The organism is Gluconacetobacter diazotrophicus PA1 5 (genome assembly GCF_000021325.1).
Lineage (GTDB): Bacteria > Pseudomonadota > Alphaproteobacteria > Acetobacterales > Acetobacteraceae > Gluconacetobacter > Gluconacetobacter diazotrophicus.
Window position 1 is genome coordinate 556,428 of sequence record NC_011365.1, and the last position, 18,812, is coordinate 575,239.

Here is an 18,812-nt window from a genome sequence, read left to right on the forward strand (position 1 = left end):
AAGAAGTGAACTGCCCCATGCGTATCGCCCAGATCGCGCCACTCCATGAAGCCGTGCCACCCAAGCTCTATGGCGGGACCGAGCGCGTCGTGTCCTTCCTGACGGAAGAACTGACGGCCATGGGCCACGACGTGACGCTGTTCGCCAGCGGCGACAGCGTGACTTCCGCCCGCCTGAACGCCTGCTGGCCGCAGGCGTTGCGCCTGGACCCCGCGATTCGCGACCCGATCGCGCCGCACATGCTGATGATGGAACAGGTCGCCCGCGCGGCGGATCAGTTCGATATCCTGCATTTCCATATGGATTACTGGCCCTTCACCCATTTCAGCCGCCAGAAGACGCCGATGCTGACCACCATGCATGGCCGGCTGGACCTGATGGAGCTGCAGCCGGTCTTCAACGCGTTCCCGAACGTGCCGATCGTGTCGATTTCCGATAACCAGCGCCTGCCCCTGCCCCAGGCCCATTACGTGCGCACCGTGCTGCACGGCCTGCCGGCGAACCTGCTGACGCCGCAGCCCGGGCCGCGCGACTACCTTGCCTTCCTGGGCAGGATCTGCCCGGAAAAAGGCGTAGACAAGGCAATCCGCATCGCCCGCGCGCTGGGCGTGAAGCTGAAGATCGCCGCCAAGATCGACAAGGTGGATGTCGAGTATTTCGATCGCGAGATCCTGCCGATGCTGGGCGACGGCGTCGAGCTGATCGGCGAGATCAACGACCAGCAGAAGCCCGGATTCCTGTCCGGCGCCAAGGCCCTGCTGATGCCGATCGACTGGCCCGAACCGTTCGGCCTGGTGATGATCGAGGCCATGGCCTGCGGCACGCCGGTCGTCGCCTTCCGCCGCGGATCGGTGCCGGAGGTGCTGGAAGACGGGCTGACCGGCCTGATCGTGGACGACGAGCAGCAGGCCATCGCCGCCTGCGCCCGCCTGCCGGAGATGAATTCCACCCGCATCCGCCAGCGATTCGAGGAACGCTTCACCGCCCGCCGCATGGCCGAGGACTATCTGGCCGTCTATCGCGACCTGATCGCCGCCAGGGCGCAGGCCTGAACCGATCCGCCGCGTGACTATCCTGGCCGGCGAAACGTTTCGCCGGCCAGGACCTGGCGGGTCAGCGCCACCAGCGCCAGCACCACCCCCGCCAGCGTGACCGCGTTCCACCCGGAATGGTGGAACAGCACCGCCGCCGTCACCGATCCGGTAGCGCCGCACAGGAACACGATGGTCATGAACAGCGCGTTCAGCCGCCCCCGTATGTCGGGCCGCAGCATGTAGATCGCCCGCATGCTGATCACCTGGTTGGTCTGCACGCCCGCATCCAGCAGGATCGCCGCCACTGCCAGCAGCACCACCGCGTGCCATGCCACCGCCACCAGTCCCAGGCCGTAGGCGCCGGCGATCGTCAGCATGGCCCCGGTGGTGGCCTGGTTGGTCAGCCCCCGGTCGGCCAGCCGGCCCGCGACGGGCGCGGCTGACCCTGCCCCAAACGTGCCCTCAGTTATGAGTTAGGGTCTGTGGGTTGCTTTAGCCGCACAACCGCAGGGCCGAAAGCGCGGCCTCGGGCACGCCCTGCGTTTCCAGCCGGCCGCCCGTGACCGGGCGGCCGGCGCCCGTGGTCCCGGGGAAGGACAGGGGCAGGCCCAGCAGGCTGCGCGCGGCCAGGAAACCGAAACACTGGGCCTCCAGCGCGTCGCCGTTCCAGCCTGCGGCCTCGACCGGGTCGACGGCGGCGGGCAGGCTGTCGCGCAGCCCCTCCATCAGCACCGGATTATGGCGGCCGCCGCCGCAGACCAGCCAGCGGCGGGGCTGGAACGGCAGCTTCAGGCCGGCGACCGCGCGCACCGTGAACGCCGCCAGCGTCGCCGCGCCATCGGCGGCGGACAGGCGCTCCAGCACCTCCATCCCGCGATGGAAGGACAGACGGTCCAGCGATTTCGGGGCGCCGCGCAGGAAGAACGGATCGCTCATCAGTTCGGCCAGCACGTCCGGGTCGGGCCGCCCGGCACGGGCCAGCGCGCCGTCACGGTCACAGGGCACGCCGGTATGGCGCATGGCCCAGTCGTCCAGCAGCGCGTTTCCCGGCCCGGTGTCGCAGGCGACCAGCCGGCCATGCGGGCCGATCAGCGACACGTTCGCTACCCCGCCGATATTGAGCACGGCCACCGGGTGGTCCATCCCGTGCGCCAGGGCCTGATGGAAGACCGGAACCAGCGGCGCGCCCTCGCCGCCCGCCGCCATGTCGGCGCTGCGGAAATCATGCACAACCGGCAGCCCGGTTTCCGCCGCCAGCAGCGCCGCGTCCCCGATCTGCCATGTCCTTGCCTCCTCGGGCCGGTGCAGGATCGTCTGGCCATGGAACCCGATCAACTGCGCCGGCCAGTCCAGGGCCCGCACCGCCTGGGCATGCAGCAGGGTCAGGTCGCGTTCCACCGCGCGCAGGTCCGGATCATCCGCCGGCAGTCCCGGCGCGCGGTCGCAGAGATCGCGCACGCGGCGGCGCAGGGACGGTGGGAAGGGAACGGTCGCCGCCGGCCCCGCGGCCCGAACGGTCACGCCATCCGTTTCCACGCCGGCGGCGTCCACGCCGTCCAGCGACGTACCGCTCATCAGGCCGATGACACGAATCATGCACTCCCCCGTCTTGCCGATCCGGCACGCTATCGCAAGGACCGGGATAACCAAACATTAAGCACCTGCCGATAGACCCGAAATGCGCCGCCACGGAGGGCCCGACCATCCTTTCCCACGCCGAGCCCATGCCCACCCCGCCCGGCGACACGGTCGTCGGACTGCTGCTGGATATCGCCTGCCTTCTGCTGAGCAACGGTGCGGACGCCCCGGCGATCGAAAACACCGTCGGGGCCTTCGCATCCTGCCTGGGCCATGACGCGGGATTGACCATTACGTACCGGGTGGACGCCTTCCTGCTGGACATCGGGACCAGTTCGGGCGAGCAGGCGCGGCACGCCGTGCCGATCGCGACCATGCGTGTGGCGCCGTCGGTGATCGAGCCGCTGCTGGCGCTGGCCGGCCACGCGTCCTGCACGCAGGACGACATCCATGCCGCGCGGGCCCGCGCGCTGCGGCGGGACGCGGCGGCCGATCCCGGGCACCAGCCGGCCTGGTACCGGTTCGACCCGGACTGGTATCGGGCGGCCTATCCCTTCGTCGCCGAGCAGATGGTCTTCCTGGGCTGCGACGACGTCGTGGCCTATTTCCGGGATTTCGGCATCGGGCTGGGCCATTCCCCCAACCCGTTCTTCGACGAGGCATGGTATCGCACGGCCCATCCCGACATTGCGCGACTGATCGCGGACGGCGTGGTCCAGAACGGATTCGTCCATTACCTGACCACCGGTTTTGCCGATCGTTCTCCGCACTGGCTGTTCGATTCCGGCCTGTATCGCAGGGCGCACCCCGACCTGTCGCCCGAAGGCCTGGCGATACGGGGGTACCGCAACCTTTACGACCATTACCTGGAAGTCGGCGACCCGTCCGGCCTGCGGGGGCAATGGCTGTTCGACCCGTCCGGCAGGTTCCGGCAGGTGGCGGCGTCCCTGCCCCACGTGGCACCGACCCTGTCGCTGTCGCCGTGTTTCGACGCGATCTGGTATCTGAAGACCTATCCTGAAGTCGCCGCGCTGATCGCCGCCGGTGCCTATTCCTGCGCGCTGCATCACTACCTGGCCAATCCGACCCCGACCCGCTTCTGTGCGACGCCCTGGTTTTCCGAAGATTACTACCGTGTTTTTTACGAAGACGTGGACAGCGCGCTGCGGAACGGCACCTTCCGCACGGGATACGAGCATTTTCTGGAATTCGGCCTGCGGGAATGGCGGCGCCCCCACCCGGATGTCGACCTGCGCGCCTTTCGCGACCGGCTGGCGCGGACGAACCCGGAAATGCGCCTGGAACCGGACCCGTTCCGTTTCTGGCTGGCCGTACCGGCCGACCTGCGCATCGCGCCGGCCCCGCCACGCATCGACGAGGCGATATCCCGCGACGCCTTCCGGCAGGCGGCCGAGGATATGCTGCTGCTGCACGCGCACGAACCGATCGATTTCACGCCGGACGGGCCGGCCGACCTGGCCGTGGTGATGGTCGCGCACAACCGGTTCAGCCTGACGATGCAGGCCCTGGCCGCGCTGCGCACCGGAGGGCCCGGAAACATGCAGGTCATCATTGCCGATTCCGGATCACATGACGAGACGCGGCATCTGGAGCGGTACGTCGCGGGTGCCCGAATCATCCGCTTCGCGCGCAATGTCGGCTATATCGAGGCCTGCAACGCGGCGCTGCGGATGGTGACGGCACCCTGCACATTGTACCTGAACAACGACCTGATCGTGGAGTACGGAGCCATCGCGCGGGCGCTGCGCCGACTGCATGCCGCGCCCGACATCGGGGCGGTCGGTGCGAAGATTGTCCGCAGCAACGGCATTCTTCAGGAAGCGGGGTCGATCCTGTGGCGGGACGGCACCACCAGCGGCTATCTGCGCGACCGCGATCCCGCGACGCCCGAGGCGAACTTCGTGCGCGAGGCCGATTACTGTTCCGGCGCGTTCCTGCTGGCGCGGACCGGGTTGCTGCATCAGCTTGACGGTTTCGATCCGGCCTTTTCCCCGGCCTATTACGAGGAAGTCGATCTGTGCGTGCGGATGCGCAAGGCCGGGTACCGGGTCGTCTATGATCCGTCGGTCATGGTGCGGCATCTGGAATACGGATCGTCCGACACCGATCATTCCCGTGTCCTGATGCATCGCAATCATCGCGTCTTCAGCGACAGGCATCGCGATATCCTGCGCTATTGCCAGCCCCGCGCCGCAGGGAACGCCATCTTCGCGCGCTCGCCCCGCGGCGCCCGGCGACGCATCCTGTATATCGAGGACCGGCCGCCGATCCGCCGCCATGGCGCGGGCTATGCACGGTCCAACGACATCGTGCGCCTGATGGTGGAAATGGATTATCAGGTCACCATCTTTCCGATCCTGATGACTGACACGCCCCTGCTGGACATCTACGGCGCCCTGCCCGACAGCGTGGAAATCCTGCATGACCGCCATATCGGCATGCTGGCCGACCTGATCCGCGAACGGCCGGGATATTACGATCTGGTCTGGGTGGGCCGGACCCATAATCTGGCGCAGATCCTGCCGATCCTGGCCGCGTCACCGGCCGCCCTGCCGGTCGAGGGCTTCATCCTGGACACCGAGTGCATCGCCGCCCCCCGGACGGCGGAGCGCGCGCGGGTGCTGGGCCTGGCATCCCCGCCGAAACTGGATCAGGCGGTGCGCGACGAACTGGCCTGCGCCTATTTCTGCCAGCAGATCGTGGCAGTCAGCGACCATGACGCAGCACTGGTGCGATCGGCCGGTTACGACAATGTCGCCGTGCTGGGGCACATGCTGGAACCGGCCCCCACGCCCTCGGGCTGGGCGGAGCGGAGCGGCATCCTGTTTTTGGGCGCCCTGCACGACATGGAGTCCCCCAATTACGACAGCATCGCGTGGTTCATCACGCAGGTCATGCCGCGCATGCCGGCGGAGATGCATCTGACGATCGCGGGCCATGTCGATCCGTCGGTTCATTTCAGCGCCCTGGCCGGCCATGGGCGCGTCACCTTCCTGGGCGCGGTCGATGATCCGCGGCCGCTCTATGACCGGCACCGTGTGTTCGTCGCCCCCACCCGCTTCGCCGGCGGCCTGCCCTACAAGGTTCACGAGGCAGCCGCCCATGGCCTGCCGGTGGTGGCCAGCACGGTACTGTGCCGGCAGGTCGGCTGGGATGTGGGCACGGATATCCTGTGCGGCGGATCGGACGACCCGCAATGCTTTGCCGATGCGATCATGGCGCTGTACGAGGATGCCGGATTGTGGCGTACGGTGCGCGACGGTGCGATCGGACGCATTGCGCGGGAGAATGATCCGCATGCGTATCGCCGCCGGTTGGCGGACATTTTGGAAAAACTGTTATCCATGGGATAAGCGAAATAAATAAATCCCAAGGTGTTCGATGCGTTTTGGATTGCTGTCCCTTTTGTGCCTGTCGCTGATGATCGCCCCGGCGGCACAGGCACAGACCGTGCTTTCGGCCAATGATGCCCATTCCATCCTGCGAAACGGCGTGCAGGTCCTGCCGAAACCGTTGAAGCCCGATACGCTGTCCGTCCTGGACCGGGGGGCGGACGGGCTGTGGACCGTGCGCGCCAGCGTTGCCGTGCCCGTCAGCGTCGTGGGGCCGCCCACCGCTCTGGTCCTGACGCCGGATGGCCGGACCGCGCTGGTGTCTTCCGCCAGCAAGGCGGACCCGGCCCGGGACAGGATCGTCCCGGATGACCGGATCAGCGTCATCGACCTGTCCGGCGACAGGCCGCGCGTGGTCCAGCAGGTCACGTCCGCCCCCGGCGCCACCACGCTGCGCATCACGCCGGACCAGAAGCATGTGCTGGTCGCCAATGGCGCCGGCGGCGTGGTGACATGGTTCCGCTTCGACGGGCGCCGGCTGAGCGACCGCACGGTGATCACCCTGCCGGGGGCCGCCGGATTCCCGGGTGGGCTGGCGATCACCCCGGACGGACGGCGCGCGCTGGTCAGCCTGTGGAAGGGCGACCGGGTCTTCGTCCTGCATCTGGACGGGGATCGGGTCACGGTCGATCCGCATCCGCTGGAGATCGGGCCGGGACCGTGGAATATCCGCCTGACCGGGGACGGGCATTACGCGGTCATGGGCATCCTGGGCCATGGCGAGGGATTGCCCGGCGCGCTGTCGGTCCTGGACCTGACGGCCGCGCCGATCCGCGAAATCCAGCGCGTCGTGGTTCCCAACGCGCCCGAGGGGCTGGACATTTCCAGCGACGGGCGGTTCGTCGCCGTCGTGTCGCAGAACGGGTCGGCCGTCGTTCCGACCTCGCCGCACTATCATGATCGCGGGATCGTCACCGTGTTTTCACTGTCCGGCGGCCATCTGACGCAACTGGCGCAGGCGCCGGGCACGCTCTGGCCACAGGGGCTGGTCTTCGCGCCGGACGGGACGTCGATCCTGGTCCAGGGCGTCATGGACCGCATGCTGCGCACCCTGTCCTGGGACGGCACCACCCTGGCGGTGAAGGGGGACACGCCCCTGCCCGGCGGGGGCGCCGACATCGAACGCCAGCGCTGATCCGTCCGGACCGCGCCCTTCAGTCCTGCGCCGTTATAAGCCCTGCGCCATCAGATGTGGCGCAGGCGAACCTCGCCGACGGCGTGGGACCGTTCCTTGCGCACGACCAGCCGCGCGCGCTCGCGCGTCGGCAGGATGTTGGCCTGCAGGTTGGGCAGGTTGATCCGGCCCCAGATCTGCCGCGCCATCTCCTCGGCCTTGTCGCGCGGAAGGTCGGCGTAGTGGTGGAAATAGGATGTCGGCTTGCGGAACGCGGTGCGCTGCAGCAGCAGGAAGCGTTCCACGTACCACGATTCGATATCCGCCGTCGCGGCATCGAGATAGATCGAAAAATCGAAGAAATCCGACGCCACCGCCGACCGGTCGCTGCCGGTCTGCAGCACGTTCAGCCCTTCGAAGATCAGGATGTCCGGACGATCCACCGTCTGGAACCGGTCGGGCACGATATCGTAGGCGTCGTGCGAATAGAACGGCACGTCCAGGTGCCGCTCTCCGGCCTTCAGCGCCGCCAGGAAGCCGATCATCCGCCGCAGGTCGTAGCTTTCGGGAAAGCCCTTGCGCTGCATCAGATCGCGCTCTTCCAGCACCCGGGTGGGCAGCAGGAACCCGTCGGTCGTCACCAGATCCACGCGCGGATGATCGGGCCAGCGCGACAGCACGGCCTGCAGCAGGCGGGCGAACGTGCTCTTGCCCACGCCGACGCTGCCGGCAATGCCGATGACGAAGGGGACGGAAATGCTCGGACAGCCCAGAAAGGCGCTTTCCACCATGCTGTTCAGGCTGCGCGACGCCATGACGTACAGGTTCAGCAGGCGCGACAGCGGCAGGTAGATTTCGGTGATATCGGCCAGCGACACCGGTTCGTTACGGCCGCGCAGGCCCGCGATCTCGTCCTCGGACAGGGACAGGGGCACGTTGGCACGCAGCGCCGCCCATTCGGAACGCGAGAAAGCCAGGTAGGGCAGAGGGGTATCGCTTTCGCGGAACGCCGCGACCGGCCGCACCGACCGCCCCCGGCGCGAGGAAGAGGATGTCATTCCCTATGCCCGGACCGGACAGAGGCCGCCTTGCCTGATGTAACCCGCCATGGACCCGTTTCCTTCGGATAGACCATCGTTTCGCCGCAATTCCGCGCGGCGTAACACCATCGCCCGGAGTGATCCAGTATCCTGCCCGCACCCTGACACAGACGTGACTCCGCGCGCCCTACTGGCCAGCGGCCGGCTGCCCCTGCCGGGTGCCGCGCGCGCCGTAGCTGACCTGCGTATCCGGGATCACGTAATGCTTGCCGTCTTCCTTCTCCGCGTCATCGTCGGACGCGTTGGAATCGAAGCCCGAGGAGATCATCTGCATGCCCGGGGCATCGGGCAGCGGACGATAGTCGGGCTGCCGGGCGGCCAGGTCGCCCGCATTGTCCGGCCGGCCCGGCCGGGCGGCCCCGGCCTTTCCGGGCGAAGTCGCATCCGGCCGTGGGGCGCCGCTGAACAGGCCGGTCGGCGGAACGTCGATCGAATCCCCTTCCGGCCGCTTCACCGTACACGCCGCCAGGCCGGCCAGCAGCATCAGCATCACACCGAAAGGCAGGCCGTTTCGGTTATTCGATTTCGGCAAGATCCTGTTCACCGGGGGATACCAGCATCGCTTCGGCCACTACGCCAGCCTGTTCGCGGACCCGCCGTTCGATATCGGCCGCCATTTCGGGATGTTCGCGCAGATATTGCTTGGAATTCTCCCGCCCCTGCCCGATCCGCTGGCTGTCATAGGAAAACCAGGCCCCCGATTTCTCGACAATGCCTGCCTTGACGCCCAGATCGATCAGTTCGCCCATCTTGCTGATCCCTTCGCCATACACGATGTCGAATTCGACCTGGCGGAAGGGGGGGGCCATCTTGTTCTTGACGACCTTCACGCGGGTCTGGTTGCCCACGACCTCGTCCTTGTCCTTGATCTGCCCGATCCGGCGGATATCCATCCGCACCGAGGCATAGAACTTCAGCGCGTTGCCGCCCGTCGTCGTCTCGGGGCTGCCGAACATCACGCCGATCTTCAACCGGATCTGGTTCAGGAAGATCATCATGGTGTTGGAGCGCGACACCGTGCCCGTCAGCTTGCGCAGCGCCTGGCTCATCAGCCGGGCATGCAGGCCGACATGGCTGTCGCCCATGTCGCCTTCCAGTTCCGCCCGGGGCACCAGGGCCGCGACGCTGTCCACCACCAGCACGTCGATCGCGCCCGACCGCACCAGCGTATCCGCGATTTCCAGCGCCTGCTCGCCCGCGTCGGGCTGGCTGATCAGCAGGTTGTCGACATCGACCCCCAGCTTGCGGGCATAGCCGGGGTCCAGCGCGTGCTCGGCATCGATGAAGGCGCACACGCCGCCCTTCTTCTGGGCCTCGGCGATCGCATGCAGCGCCAGCGTCGTCTTGCCCGAGCTTTCGGGACCGTAGATCTCGACGATACGGCCACGCGGCAGGCCGCCGATTCCCAGCGCGATATCCAGACCCAGCGAGCCGGTGGAAATGACATCCACCGCCTCGTTGGCGCGCTGGCCCAGGCGCATCACGGACCCCTTGCCGAATGCCCGCTCGATCTGGCTGAGCGCGCCTTCCAGCGCCTTGCTCTTGTCAATGCCCGGTGCCTGCGCCATCGCCCTTAACCCCGCTCCACTATCATGAAATACCCAGGTCCTGCCCGCTCCGCCCGCCTGGGCTCGCCTCCAGGATCGGCACCGGGGCCGCATGACGCGAATCCCTGTTCGTCAAGACTAGAACAAAACATGATCGCCCACAAGCGGCCCCCTTGCCGGCCGGGGGTTTAATCCGACCCGACCGCCAGCCCCGCCGCGCGCACGTCCGACGCGCCGACGCAACTGCCCTCGCCCCCCGGCAGGCCGGCCGGGCAGGAGATCGCATTGATCCGTCCCTCGGCCGTCACCGGCCGTTCGCCGGGCTTCTGTCCCGTCAGAACCTGCCGCAGTTCCGCCGCCACGGCGTCGGCGGCGTCGTTCTGCCCCGATCCCGTCGCCACCGCGCGGAAGGTTTCGCCCTGGCTTGCGATCGCGGCGGTCAGCAGCGGGGGCGGCAGCCGCTGCGGCGACGCCGCCATCACGATGCCGGTGCTGCCGGCCACGCGGCCGGTGCCGAACAGATTGTCCATCGTCAGGCTGCACGCCACGGCCCCGCCATGCCGGTCGACCACCGCGAAGGATGTCGAGGCCGGCAGATGCGGCAGCATTCCGCCGCCCGACACGGTGCCGGAATCGACCATCGCCTGCGCCTGCGCCACCAGGTCCCCGGCCTTCCGGGTTCCGGTCGCGCGCGCGCGCCATGCCGCCACCGCCTGCTGCCCCACGGTCCCGCCCTGCCCGCCGTCGGACAGGGCGCGGAACGCCATGGCGCTGCCCAGTCCGCCATCGGCCGGCGGGGGCAGGAAGGACACGGTCATGCGGTCCACGCGCACCGTCAGCGGCATCGTCTCGGACGGAAGCGCACCGCGCAGGTCGGCCGCCATCAGGCCGCCCCCCGCACCCTGGCTGCCGGCGACGAACGACGCCGCCAGCGCCCCGTTGTACAGATCGCCCACACCCATGGCACGCATCTGCTCCAGCACGCCGGCCAGCCGGGACTGGACCAGGCTGTCGCCTTCGGCCAGCACCGTGCCATCGTTGCGGCTGAACAACGCACGCGCGCCCGCATCGGCCAGCAGGGGCTGCTGCACGGCGGCCAGGTCGCCGGCCAGCGCGCGGCTGACCGTGGCCCCGCCGCGCGCCAGTTGCAGCGCCGGCGTGATCGTTTCGTTGAAATCGACGCTGCCATAGCGCAGGTGCATCAGGTACAGCCCGCGCGCCAGCATCGGCACCGCCGCCGGCCGGTCCACCGGCGCGCCGCCCTCCGGCGTCGTCGCGCCGGCAGCCGGCATGAACACGAACGCCCGGCCGCCGTCGCTGTCGCCGGGCCGCCAGGCCAGGCAGGCCCCGCCGCCGCCAAGCGACGCGCGCGAGGGCAGCGTCACCGCCAGCGCCAGCCCCAGGGCCGTCGCCGCATCGCCGGCATTGCCGCCCCGTGCCAGAACATCGCGCGCCGCCATGGCCGCCTGCGGTTCGTCCGCGACCACGTTGCCGATATAGCCGGTCAGGTAAGGCGACGTCTTGCCGGCGCCCGCGCCGCCGAAACCGAACAGTTCGTGGCTGACCATTCTGACCGGTGTGGAGGAGCACCCGCCCAGTGCGACCGCCAGGGCGGTCGACAGCAACCGGGCCCCATATCGACGAAACGGGGGATACAGGGGACGTTCACGCACGCACAAATTCTCCATAACCACCGTCGATCCCGGACACGACCACAGACACGACCACCCCGACGCGAACCACCGGGCCTTCGGGAATTAGCGGTCTTCCGGGCCATCGGCAACACGCGACATCCGCATCCGCCGCACCCTTCCGCGTCGGGGCGTTCTGCTCTACAGACGGCGGACCATCCAGGAACCGACTGCCGGAGCACGCCCTTGCCGTATTTCGCCCCTGTCCGCCCCCCTGCCCGCCGGGCCGCGCGCCGCCGCGCGGCCCTGTCGGGTGTCGCGGCCGCGATCCTGCTGGGCTTGAGCACGACGGGTGCGCGCGCCGGGGACGGCGGCACGTTCACCGCCGACCAGCGCAAGGAAATCGTCGCGATCGTCCGCGACGCGCTGAAGACCGATCCCACCATCCTGACCGACGCCATCGCCGCCCTGCGCGCGGGGGCCGAGGCGCAGGAACAGGCCACGACCCGCGACGCGCTGGCCGCCAACCGCGCCGCCCTGGGCACCCCCGCGCCGACCGATGCGATCCTGGGCGCCCCCCACGCCCGCATGACGATCGTGGAATTCTATGATCCGCGCTGCCCCTATTGCCGCAAGGTGCTGCCGGACCTGGACCGGCTGGTCCATGACGACCCCGATGTCCGCATCGTGGAAAAGGTGGTCGCCGTGCTGGGGCCGGCCAGCCTGCTGACCGCGCAGGCCATCGCCGCGGCGGCCCTCCAGGGGGGACAGGACGCCTATTTCCGCATGCAGCGCGCGATCATGGCCGACAGCCAGAAGCCCGACGCGGCGCGCATCCGCACGCTGGCGGCGCAGGCCGGGCTGGACCCCGACCGCCTGGCGACCGACATGGCGGGCTCGGCCGTCGCATCGACCCTGCGGGCCAATTCCACCCTGGCCACCGCCATCCATCTGGAGGGCACGCCGACCTTCGTGTTCGACGGACGCTACGTCATTCCGGGCGCGGTGGACCTGGACGAACTGAAGGCCGCCATCGCCAAGGTGCGACGCGGCTAACAGAGCACCTGTCTAAAGATGAAGGAAGCAGGGCATTACGCCCTGCTTCCTTTTCAGGCCGCCTCGACCTTGCGCTGGTCGGAAAGCCCCAGCAGCGTGACCAGCGCGGCGGTCATTTCGTCCATCATCTCGTCGGTGTGGAACGGGCCCGGGGTCAGGCGCAGCCGCTCGGTGCCGCGCGGGACGGTGGGGTAGTTGATCGGCGTCGCGTACAGCCCGTATTCCGACAGCAGGCGGCGGCTGATGTCCATGCAGCGATCGGCATCGCCCACCGGAATCGGCACGATATGGCTGGGCGTGGGCATGAAGGGCACGCCCGCCGCGGTCAGCCGCGCGCGGAAGGCCGCCACGCGTTCGAACATCCGTTCGCGCCGCCAGGCATCCTTGCGCACCATGCGCACGCTGGCCAGGGCCGCGGCCACCACCGACGGCGGCAGCGATGTGGTGAAGATGAAACCCGACGCCGCGCAGCGCAGGTAATCGATCAGTTCGGCCGACCCGGTGACATAGCCGCCATGGACGCCGAAGCCCTTGGCCAGCGTGCCCTCGATGATGTCCACCTGGTCGGCCACGCCGTCGCGCTCGGCCACGCCGCCGCCCTGCGGACCGTACAGCCCCACGGCGTGCACTTCGTCCAGATAGGTCATGGCGCCGTATTTCCGCGCCAGGGCGCAGGTCGCCCCGATATCGGCGATGTCGCCATCCATCGAATAGACGCTTTCGAACGCGACCAGCTTGGGCACGTCGCGCGGGGCCGCCGCCAGCTTGGCCTCCAGGTCGGCCAGGTCGTTATGTTCGAAGATGACGCAGGACGAACCGCGCGCGCCCTTGATGCCGGCGATCATCGAGGCATGGTTCTGCCGGTCGGAAAAGCAGATCCAGCCCGGCATGCTGGTCAGGATCGTCTGCAGGCTGGCCTGGTTCGAGACATAGCCCGACACGAACAGCAGCCCGGCTTCCTTGCCGTGCAGGTCGGCCAGCTCGGCCTCCAGCGCCGCGTGCAGGGGGCTGGTACCGGCGATGTTGCGGGTGCCCCCGGCCCCGGCCCCGTGTTCGCGGATCGCGGCGATCGCGGCCTCGGCCACGGCGGGCTCGACGCCCATGCCCAGATAGTCGTTCGCCGACCAGACCACCACGTCACGCCCCTCGAGCGGGCGGACGGCGCCGTATTCGTAGACCGGGTACCGATCGGCCTGGCGTGCCAGCGGGGTGAACTGGCGGTAGCGACCCTGCTGGCGGATATCCTGCAATGCCGACCGGCAAAAACGGTAGAAAGGATGCCCACCCACGTCGATACTGGCCACTGAGGAATTCTCCCGCGATGCCGGTTGCGGGGCACTGGCCCGCGCGGCATTCGCCGTTACGGTTCGTCCGGGTCCGCTGTGCGGATTACCTTTACGGTTCATCGCACATACACCCGGATCACGCCCGAGGTCATCGTCGAATCCGACATAGCGGTTATTTCCACCTGTGCCGGCCCGGCGCCGTCCGCCACGATCGCGGCGGCCACCGCCTGCCCGTCCGTGGCCGTCGCGCGGCCCAGGGCGGCGCTTTCCTGCGCCGGCGTCGGCCCCGCCGGAACGATGACCGTCACCACGAACAGCACGTTCGGCTTGCGCGCCATCGCCCGGGTCACCGCCCCCTTCAGGGCCGGCTGCCACTGGTCGGGCGGCGTGCCGTGCCGGATTTCCACCAGCGGCGGGACCGGCTTCGGCGCGGGCGGCGGGGGGGGATAGTGCGGACGGGGCGCGCGGCTGGCCCGCGGATCGAAGGTCCGCTGGTCCACCAGGTTGCACGAGGCGAGGCACAGCGTCCCCGCCATTGTCACAGCCAGCAGAAACAGTTCGGGACGGGAGGGATGGAACATGCGCGCACGGTTGCAGCATCCGCATCGCGGAGCAAGAGCGCAAAACCGGCCGCGGGCGCCGGGAGGACGCCGGGGTTGCGTGCGTGCGCTTGCGGGCCGCCCGCCACGATCCTAAACCATCGTTCCATGGCACGCGCGCGCACCCCGATGCCGGACCTGGACGACGACCCTGCTGCCGAGGCGGGACCCGGCATGGCGCCCGCCGATCCGGACGCGCGGAACATGGTCCACGCGCTGGGCGACGCCGTGCGCGGCTTCATCGGCGCCGCCGTGGACGACGCGGAGGCAGCCTGCCGCGCGGCGGCGATGGCCGTCCCGGCCTGCGTGCTGTGGAACCAGTTCCTGCGATTCGACCCGGCCTGCCCCGACTGGCCGGATCGCGACCGCTTCGTCGTGTCGTCGACCCGCCACCGCCCGCTGCGGAACGCCCTGATGCGCCTGGCCGGGCAGGTCACGTCCCCCGGCGAGGCGGTGATGGAATATGGCGCCCACCCGGCCGTGGAAATGGCATTCGGCCCCGGCGGCCAGGGGCTGGGTGCCGCCATCGGCATGGCGCTGGCCGAACGCCGCATGGCGGCGCGCTTCGGACGGTCGATCGTCAACCACCGGATCTGGGTCCTGTCCTGCGGCACCGAACTGTCCACCGGGGTCGCGATGGAAGCTGCCTCGCTGGCCGCGCGCATGGGGCTGGACCGCATCACGGTGCTGTTCGAAATCCCGCCGCAGGATGAAAGCGAGGCCGAGGACACGCTGGCGCGCTACGCCGCGACCGGCTGGTCGGTGCGCAAGGTCGCCGCCGACGATCCCGACGCGGTGCATGCCGCGCTGTCGGCCGCGACGCGCTCGCGCAAGCCATGCGTCGTCGCCTGTTCCATCGCGCCTTCCCCGAACGCGGCCGCCGCCCCGGGGGAAAACGCCCCCCGCGACCTGCCGGCGCTGCAGGACCTGTCCACCCTGCTGTGGCCCCGCGTCGCCCGCCGCGGGGCCTCGGCCCGGCGGGCGTGGCTGCGGCGGCTGGCCAAGCACCGGCAGCGCGGGGAATTCGACCGCGTGACGGCGGGACGCCTGCCCTCCTTCTGGCGCGAGGACTGGGCCCGGTCGTGGCAGGTCGGCACCGGGGCACCGCCACCCGGCCCCGGGCACGGTTCGGACCCCGCGCCCTACGAGCAGGGAACCCTGGGATACGGCCGGCGCGGGCTGGACATCCTGCGCGGCCTGGTGCCGGAAATGCTGTGCCTGGCATCGCGCCGGGGGGGCGAGCTGACCGGCCCGATCCGCCCGGACGATGCCGCCGCGGGCGATTGCGGCACCCGGGTGCATGGCCTGGCCGCGCTGCTGAACGGAATCGCGCTGCATGGGGGCCTGATCCCGTGCGGGGCCACGACCTTCGTCGCCGTGGACCGGATGCGCCCGGCACTGCGCTTCGCCGCGATGATGCGCAGGCGGGTCATCTACCTGCTGACCGATGACGGGCTGGCGCTGGGCCAGGACGGGGCGGGCTGGCTGCCGGTCGAACAGCTGGCCAGCCTGCGCGCCATGCCCAATGTCGCGGTCTTCCGCCCCGCCGACCGGCGCGAAACCACGGAATGCTGGGAACTGGCGCTGCACCGGGCCGACGGGCCCAGCCTGATCGCGCTGTGCCCCGTTTCGGCCGGCCAGGCCGAATTCCCCGACCTGCGCGGCCGCCGGTCGCGCGGCGCCAGCGCGCACGGCGGCTATGTCATGGAAGAGGCACGGGGGCCCCGCCAGGTCACGCTGGTCGCCACCGGCAGCGAGGTCGCCATCGCCCGCCAGGCCCAGCAGCTCCTGGTCCGGGACGGGATTCACGCGGCCCTGGTTTCCCTGCCCTGCTGGGAACTGTTCGACCGCCAGGACGCCTCCTATCGCGAGCAGGTCCTGGGCAGCGCGCCACGCATCGGCATCGAGGCCGCGTCGGGCTTCGGCTGGGACCGGTGGCTGGGGCCGCGCGGCGCCTTCATCGGCATGGAGGATTTCGGCGAGACCGCGCCGTCCAGCGAACTCTATCGCCGTCTGGGCATTACCGCCGAACGGATCCACCAGACGGCGATTCACCTGATCAGCGAGACGGGACGTGACTTTCACGCGCCGTCCGGGCAGAAAGCGGAAGGTGGCCGCGGACGATACGCCGCCGGAGGCACCGTCCAGCTACGGCCGACATTCCGTAACGGCTGAATACTCGGGAGAGCAATAGAATGGCTGTCAAAGTCGCAATCAACGGTTTCGGCCGCATCGGCCGCCTCGTCCTGCGCGGCATCATCGAAAGCGGACGCACCGACGTGGTGCCGGTGGCCATCAACGACCTCGGCAGCGTCGCGGACAACGCCCACCTGCTGAGCTATGACAGCATCCATGGCCGCTTCCCCGCCGACGTGCGGGTCGAGGGCAATGCGATCGTCATCACCGCCAACGGTCGCACCTATGCGCCGATCGCGGTCTCGGCCGAGGCCGACCCGACCAAGGTGCCGTTCGACGGCGTGGACGTCGCGCTGGAATGCACCGGCCGCTTCACGACCAAGGAAAAGGCGGCGCACCTGATCGAGGCCGGCGCGCGCAAGGTCATCATCTCGGCCCCCGGAACGCATGTCGACGCCACCATCGTCTATGGCGTGAACCAGGATACGCTGACCAGCGACATGACGGTGATCTCCAACGCCTCGTGCACCACCAACTGCCTGGCGCCCATCGCCAAGGTGCTGGACGAGACGTTCGGCATCGAGCGCGGCTACATGGTCACCATCCATTCCTATACCGGCGACCAGCGCACGGTGGACACGCTGCACAAGGACCCGCGCCGGGCCCGCGCGGCGGCGATGAACATCATCCCGACCTCGACCGGCGCCGCGCGCGCGGTCGGTCTGGTGCTGCCGCACCTGAAGGGCAAGCTGGACGGCACCGCCATCCGCGTGCCCACGCCCAACGTGTCGCTCGTCTCGCTCGATTTCGTGCCGACCCGCATCCCGGCCTCGGTCGAAGAGGTGAACGCGGCGATGCTGAAGGCCGCGTCCGAAGGCCCGCTGAAGGGGATCCTGGCGTACAACACCGCGCCGCTGGTCAGCTCGGACTTCAACCACAGCATCGCATCCTCGACCTTCGACGCGACCGAGACCGCGCTGGTCGATGGCGGCAAGCTGGTCCGGGTGTGCAGCTGGTACGACAATGAATGGGGCTTTTCCAACCGCATGTCCGATACCGCAGCGCTGTTCGGATCTCTGTGATGGCGGCGCTGTCTTTCAAGACGCTGGATGCGCTCCAGCCCAAAGGACGCAAGGTCCTGCTGCGCGCGGACCTGAACGTGCCCGTCCGCGACGGGAAGATCACGGACCTGACGCGCATCGAGCGCCTGGCCCCCACCATCCGCGAACTGGCGGACAAGGGCGCGCGCGTGATCGTCGTCAGCCATTTCGACCGCCCGAAGGGCCAGCGGGTGCCGGAGATGTCGCTGGCGCCGATCGCGGCCGCCCTGGGCACGACGCTGGGCCGTCCGGTGCAGTTCGCCGACGACTGCATCGGCCCGGTGGCCGAGGAAGCCGTTTCCAAGCTCCAGGACGGCGACGTCCTGGTGCTGGAAAACACGCGCTTCCATGCCGGCGAGGAAAAGAACGACCCCGACCTGTCCAAGGCGCTGGCCGCACTGGCGGATGACTACGTCAACGACGCGTTTTCCGCCGCCCATCGCGCCCATGCCTCGACCGAGGGCGTCGCCCGCTTCCTGCCGTCCTTCGCCGGGCGGCTGATGGAGGCGGAACTGAACGCCCTGAACGTCGCGCTGGAAAACCCGGTCCGTCCGGTCGGCGCGATCGTCGGCGGCGCCAAGATCTCCACCAAGCTGGACCTGATCGGCAACCTGCTGGACAAGGTCGACGTGCTGATCATCGGCGGCGCGATGGCCAACACGTTCCTGGCGGCCAACGGGGTGCGGGTCGGCAAGTCGCTGCAGGAAGCGGACATGCACGACACGGCGCGCGCGATCATGGCCAAGGCCGAGGAACGCGGGTGCGAGATCGTGCTGCCGGTCGATGCGGTGACGGCGACGGAATTCCGGGCCGATCCGCCGACCAGAACGGTGCCGATCGACGAGATCCCGGCGGATGCGATGATGCTGGATGCGGGGCCCGAGACGGTCACCCTGCTGATCCAGAAGATCGTGGGCCTGAAGACCCTGGTCTGGAACGGCCCGCTGGGCGCGTTCGAACTGCATCCCTTCGACACCGCCACCAACCTGGTCGCGGCGGAAGTCGCGCGGCGGACCCAGGCCGGCCAGTTGACCAGCGTCGCGGGCGGCGGGGACACGGTGTCCGCGCTGCGCCATGCCGGCGTGGCGGACGAAATGTCCTATACCTCGACCGCCGGCGGCGCGTTCCTGGAATGGCTGGAGGGCAAGGTTCTCCCGGGCATCCAGGCGCTGGGCGAAGTCTCCGGGCGGATCCTGCCGCTCTGACGGAACGGGACGG

15 protein-coding genes are annotated in these 18,812 nt (G+C 69.1%); 7 read left to right on the forward strand and 8 right to left on the reverse strand.

Annotation, left to right across the window (positions count from 1 at the left end):
• Positions 1-17: 17 nt before the first annotated feature.
• The gene (locus GDIA_RS02555) at positions 18-1,052 is read left to right on the forward strand and encodes a glycosyltransferase family 4 protein (RefSeq protein ID WP_012226174.1); all 1,035 of its coding nucleotides are present in this window, start codon (positions 18-20) and stop codon (positions 1,050-1,052) included.
• A 17-nt stretch (positions 1,053-1,069) separates the two neighbouring features.
• Here the strand turns inward: GDIA_RS02555 and GDIA_RS02560 are convergent, their stop codons facing one another.
• Both GDIA_RS02560 and GDIA_RS02565 read right to left on the reverse strand, forming a co-directional pair.
• Positions 1,070-1,411: an MFS transporter gene (locus GDIA_RS02560; RefSeq protein WP_043458621.1), complete on the reverse strand. Its 342-nt coding sequence runs from the start codon at positions 1,409-1,411 to the stop codon at positions 1,070-1,072.
• A gap of 115 nt (positions 1,412-1,526) precedes the next feature.
• Entirely contained in the window at positions 1,527-2,630 is a 1,104-nt protein-coding gene (locus GDIA_RS02565; protein WP_012553167.1) for an anhydro-N-acetylmuramic acid kinase, read from the reverse strand.
• A 128-nt stretch (positions 2,631-2,758) separates the two neighbouring features.
• Between GDIA_RS02565 and GDIA_RS02570 the strand changes: the two genes are divergently transcribed.
• Both GDIA_RS02570 and GDIA_RS02575 read left to right on the forward strand, forming a co-directional pair.
• Positions 2,759-5,986 (forward strand): glycosyltransferase, encoded by a 3,228-nt coding sequence (locus GDIA_RS02570; RefSeq protein WP_012553168.1) that lies wholly within the window; start codon positions 2,759-2,761, stop codon positions 5,984-5,986.
• Positions 5,987-6,026: 40 nt separating this feature from the next.
• Positions 6,027-7,160: a lactonase family protein gene (locus GDIA_RS02575; protein ID WP_244455083.1), complete on the forward strand. Its 1,134-nt coding sequence runs from the start codon at positions 6,027-6,029 to the stop codon at positions 7,158-7,160.
• Positions 7,161-7,210: 50 nt separating this feature from the next.
• On the opposite strand, the gene coaA is transcribed toward GDIA_RS02575, so the two are convergent.
• From coaA to GDIA_RS02595, 4 genes are all read right to left on the reverse strand, one after another.
• The gene (gene coaA / locus GDIA_RS02580; RefSeq protein ID WP_012553170.1) at positions 7,211-8,197 is read right to left on the reverse strand and encodes a type I pantothenate kinase; all 987 of its coding nucleotides are present in this window, start codon (positions 8,195-8,197) and stop codon (positions 7,211-7,213) included.
• Positions 8,198-8,366: 169 nt separating this feature from the next.
• A complete protein-coding gene (locus GDIA_RS02585; RefSeq protein ID WP_244455084.1) occupies positions 8,367-8,771 on the reverse strand; it encodes a hypothetical protein in 405 nt (134 codons plus the stop codon).
• Entirely contained in the window at positions 8,755-9,807 is a 1,053-nt protein-coding gene (recA, locus tag GDIA_RS02590; protein ID WP_012553172.1) for a recombinase RecA, read from the reverse strand. The genes GDIA_RS02585 and recA overlap by 17 nt, the downstream gene beginning before the upstream one ends.
• 167 nt (positions 9,808-9,974) lie before the next feature.
• Entirely contained in the window at positions 9,975-11,459 is a 1,485-nt protein-coding gene (locus tag GDIA_RS02595) for a gamma-glutamyltransferase (protein WP_012553173.1), read from the reverse strand.
• Positions 11,460-11,663: 204 nt separating this feature from the next.
• Here GDIA_RS02595 and GDIA_RS02600 point away from each other — a divergent pair, with 204 nt between their 5' ends.
• Positions 11,664-12,473, forward strand: coding sequence for a DsbA family protein (locus GDIA_RS02600; protein ID WP_012553174.1), 810 nt, complete (start codon positions 11,664-11,666; stop codon positions 12,471-12,473).
• Positions 12,474-12,526: 53 nt separating this feature from the next.
• Here the strand turns inward: GDIA_RS02600 and hemA are convergent, their stop codons facing one another.
• Both hemA and GDIA_RS02610 read right to left on the reverse strand, forming a co-directional pair.
• A complete protein-coding gene (hemA, locus tag GDIA_RS02605) occupies positions 12,527-13,762 on the reverse strand; it encodes a 5-aminolevulinate synthase (RefSeq protein WP_043459151.1) in 1,236 nt (411 codons plus the stop codon).
• Positions 13,763-13,875: 113 nt separating this feature from the next.
• A complete protein-coding gene (locus GDIA_RS02610) occupies positions 13,876-14,340 on the reverse strand; it encodes a hypothetical protein (RefSeq protein WP_012553176.1) in 465 nt (154 codons plus the stop codon).
• Between the two features lie 126 nt (positions 14,341-14,466).
• Between GDIA_RS02610 and GDIA_RS02615 the strand changes: the two genes are divergently transcribed.
• The 3 genes from GDIA_RS02615 to GDIA_RS02625 are packed head-to-tail and all read left to right on the forward strand — an operon-like array spanning position 14,467 to position 18,799.
• A complete protein-coding gene (locus tag GDIA_RS02615; protein WP_244455085.1) occupies positions 14,467-16,533 on the forward strand; it encodes a transketolase-like TK C-terminal-containing protein in 2,067 nt (688 codons plus the stop codon).
• 20 nt (positions 16,534-16,553) lie between these two features.
• A complete protein-coding gene (gene gap, locus GDIA_RS02620) occupies positions 16,554-17,576 on the forward strand; it encodes a type I glyceraldehyde-3-phosphate dehydrogenase (RefSeq protein WP_012226190.1) in 1,023 nt (340 codons plus the stop codon).
• Complete coding sequence (locus GDIA_RS02625) at positions 17,576-18,799, forward strand: phosphoglycerate kinase (RefSeq protein WP_012226191.1); 1,224 nt, start codon at positions 17,576-17,578, stop codon at positions 18,797-18,799. The genes gap and GDIA_RS02625 overlap by 1 nt, the downstream gene beginning before the upstream one ends.
• Positions 18,800-18,812 lie beyond the last annotated feature (13 nt).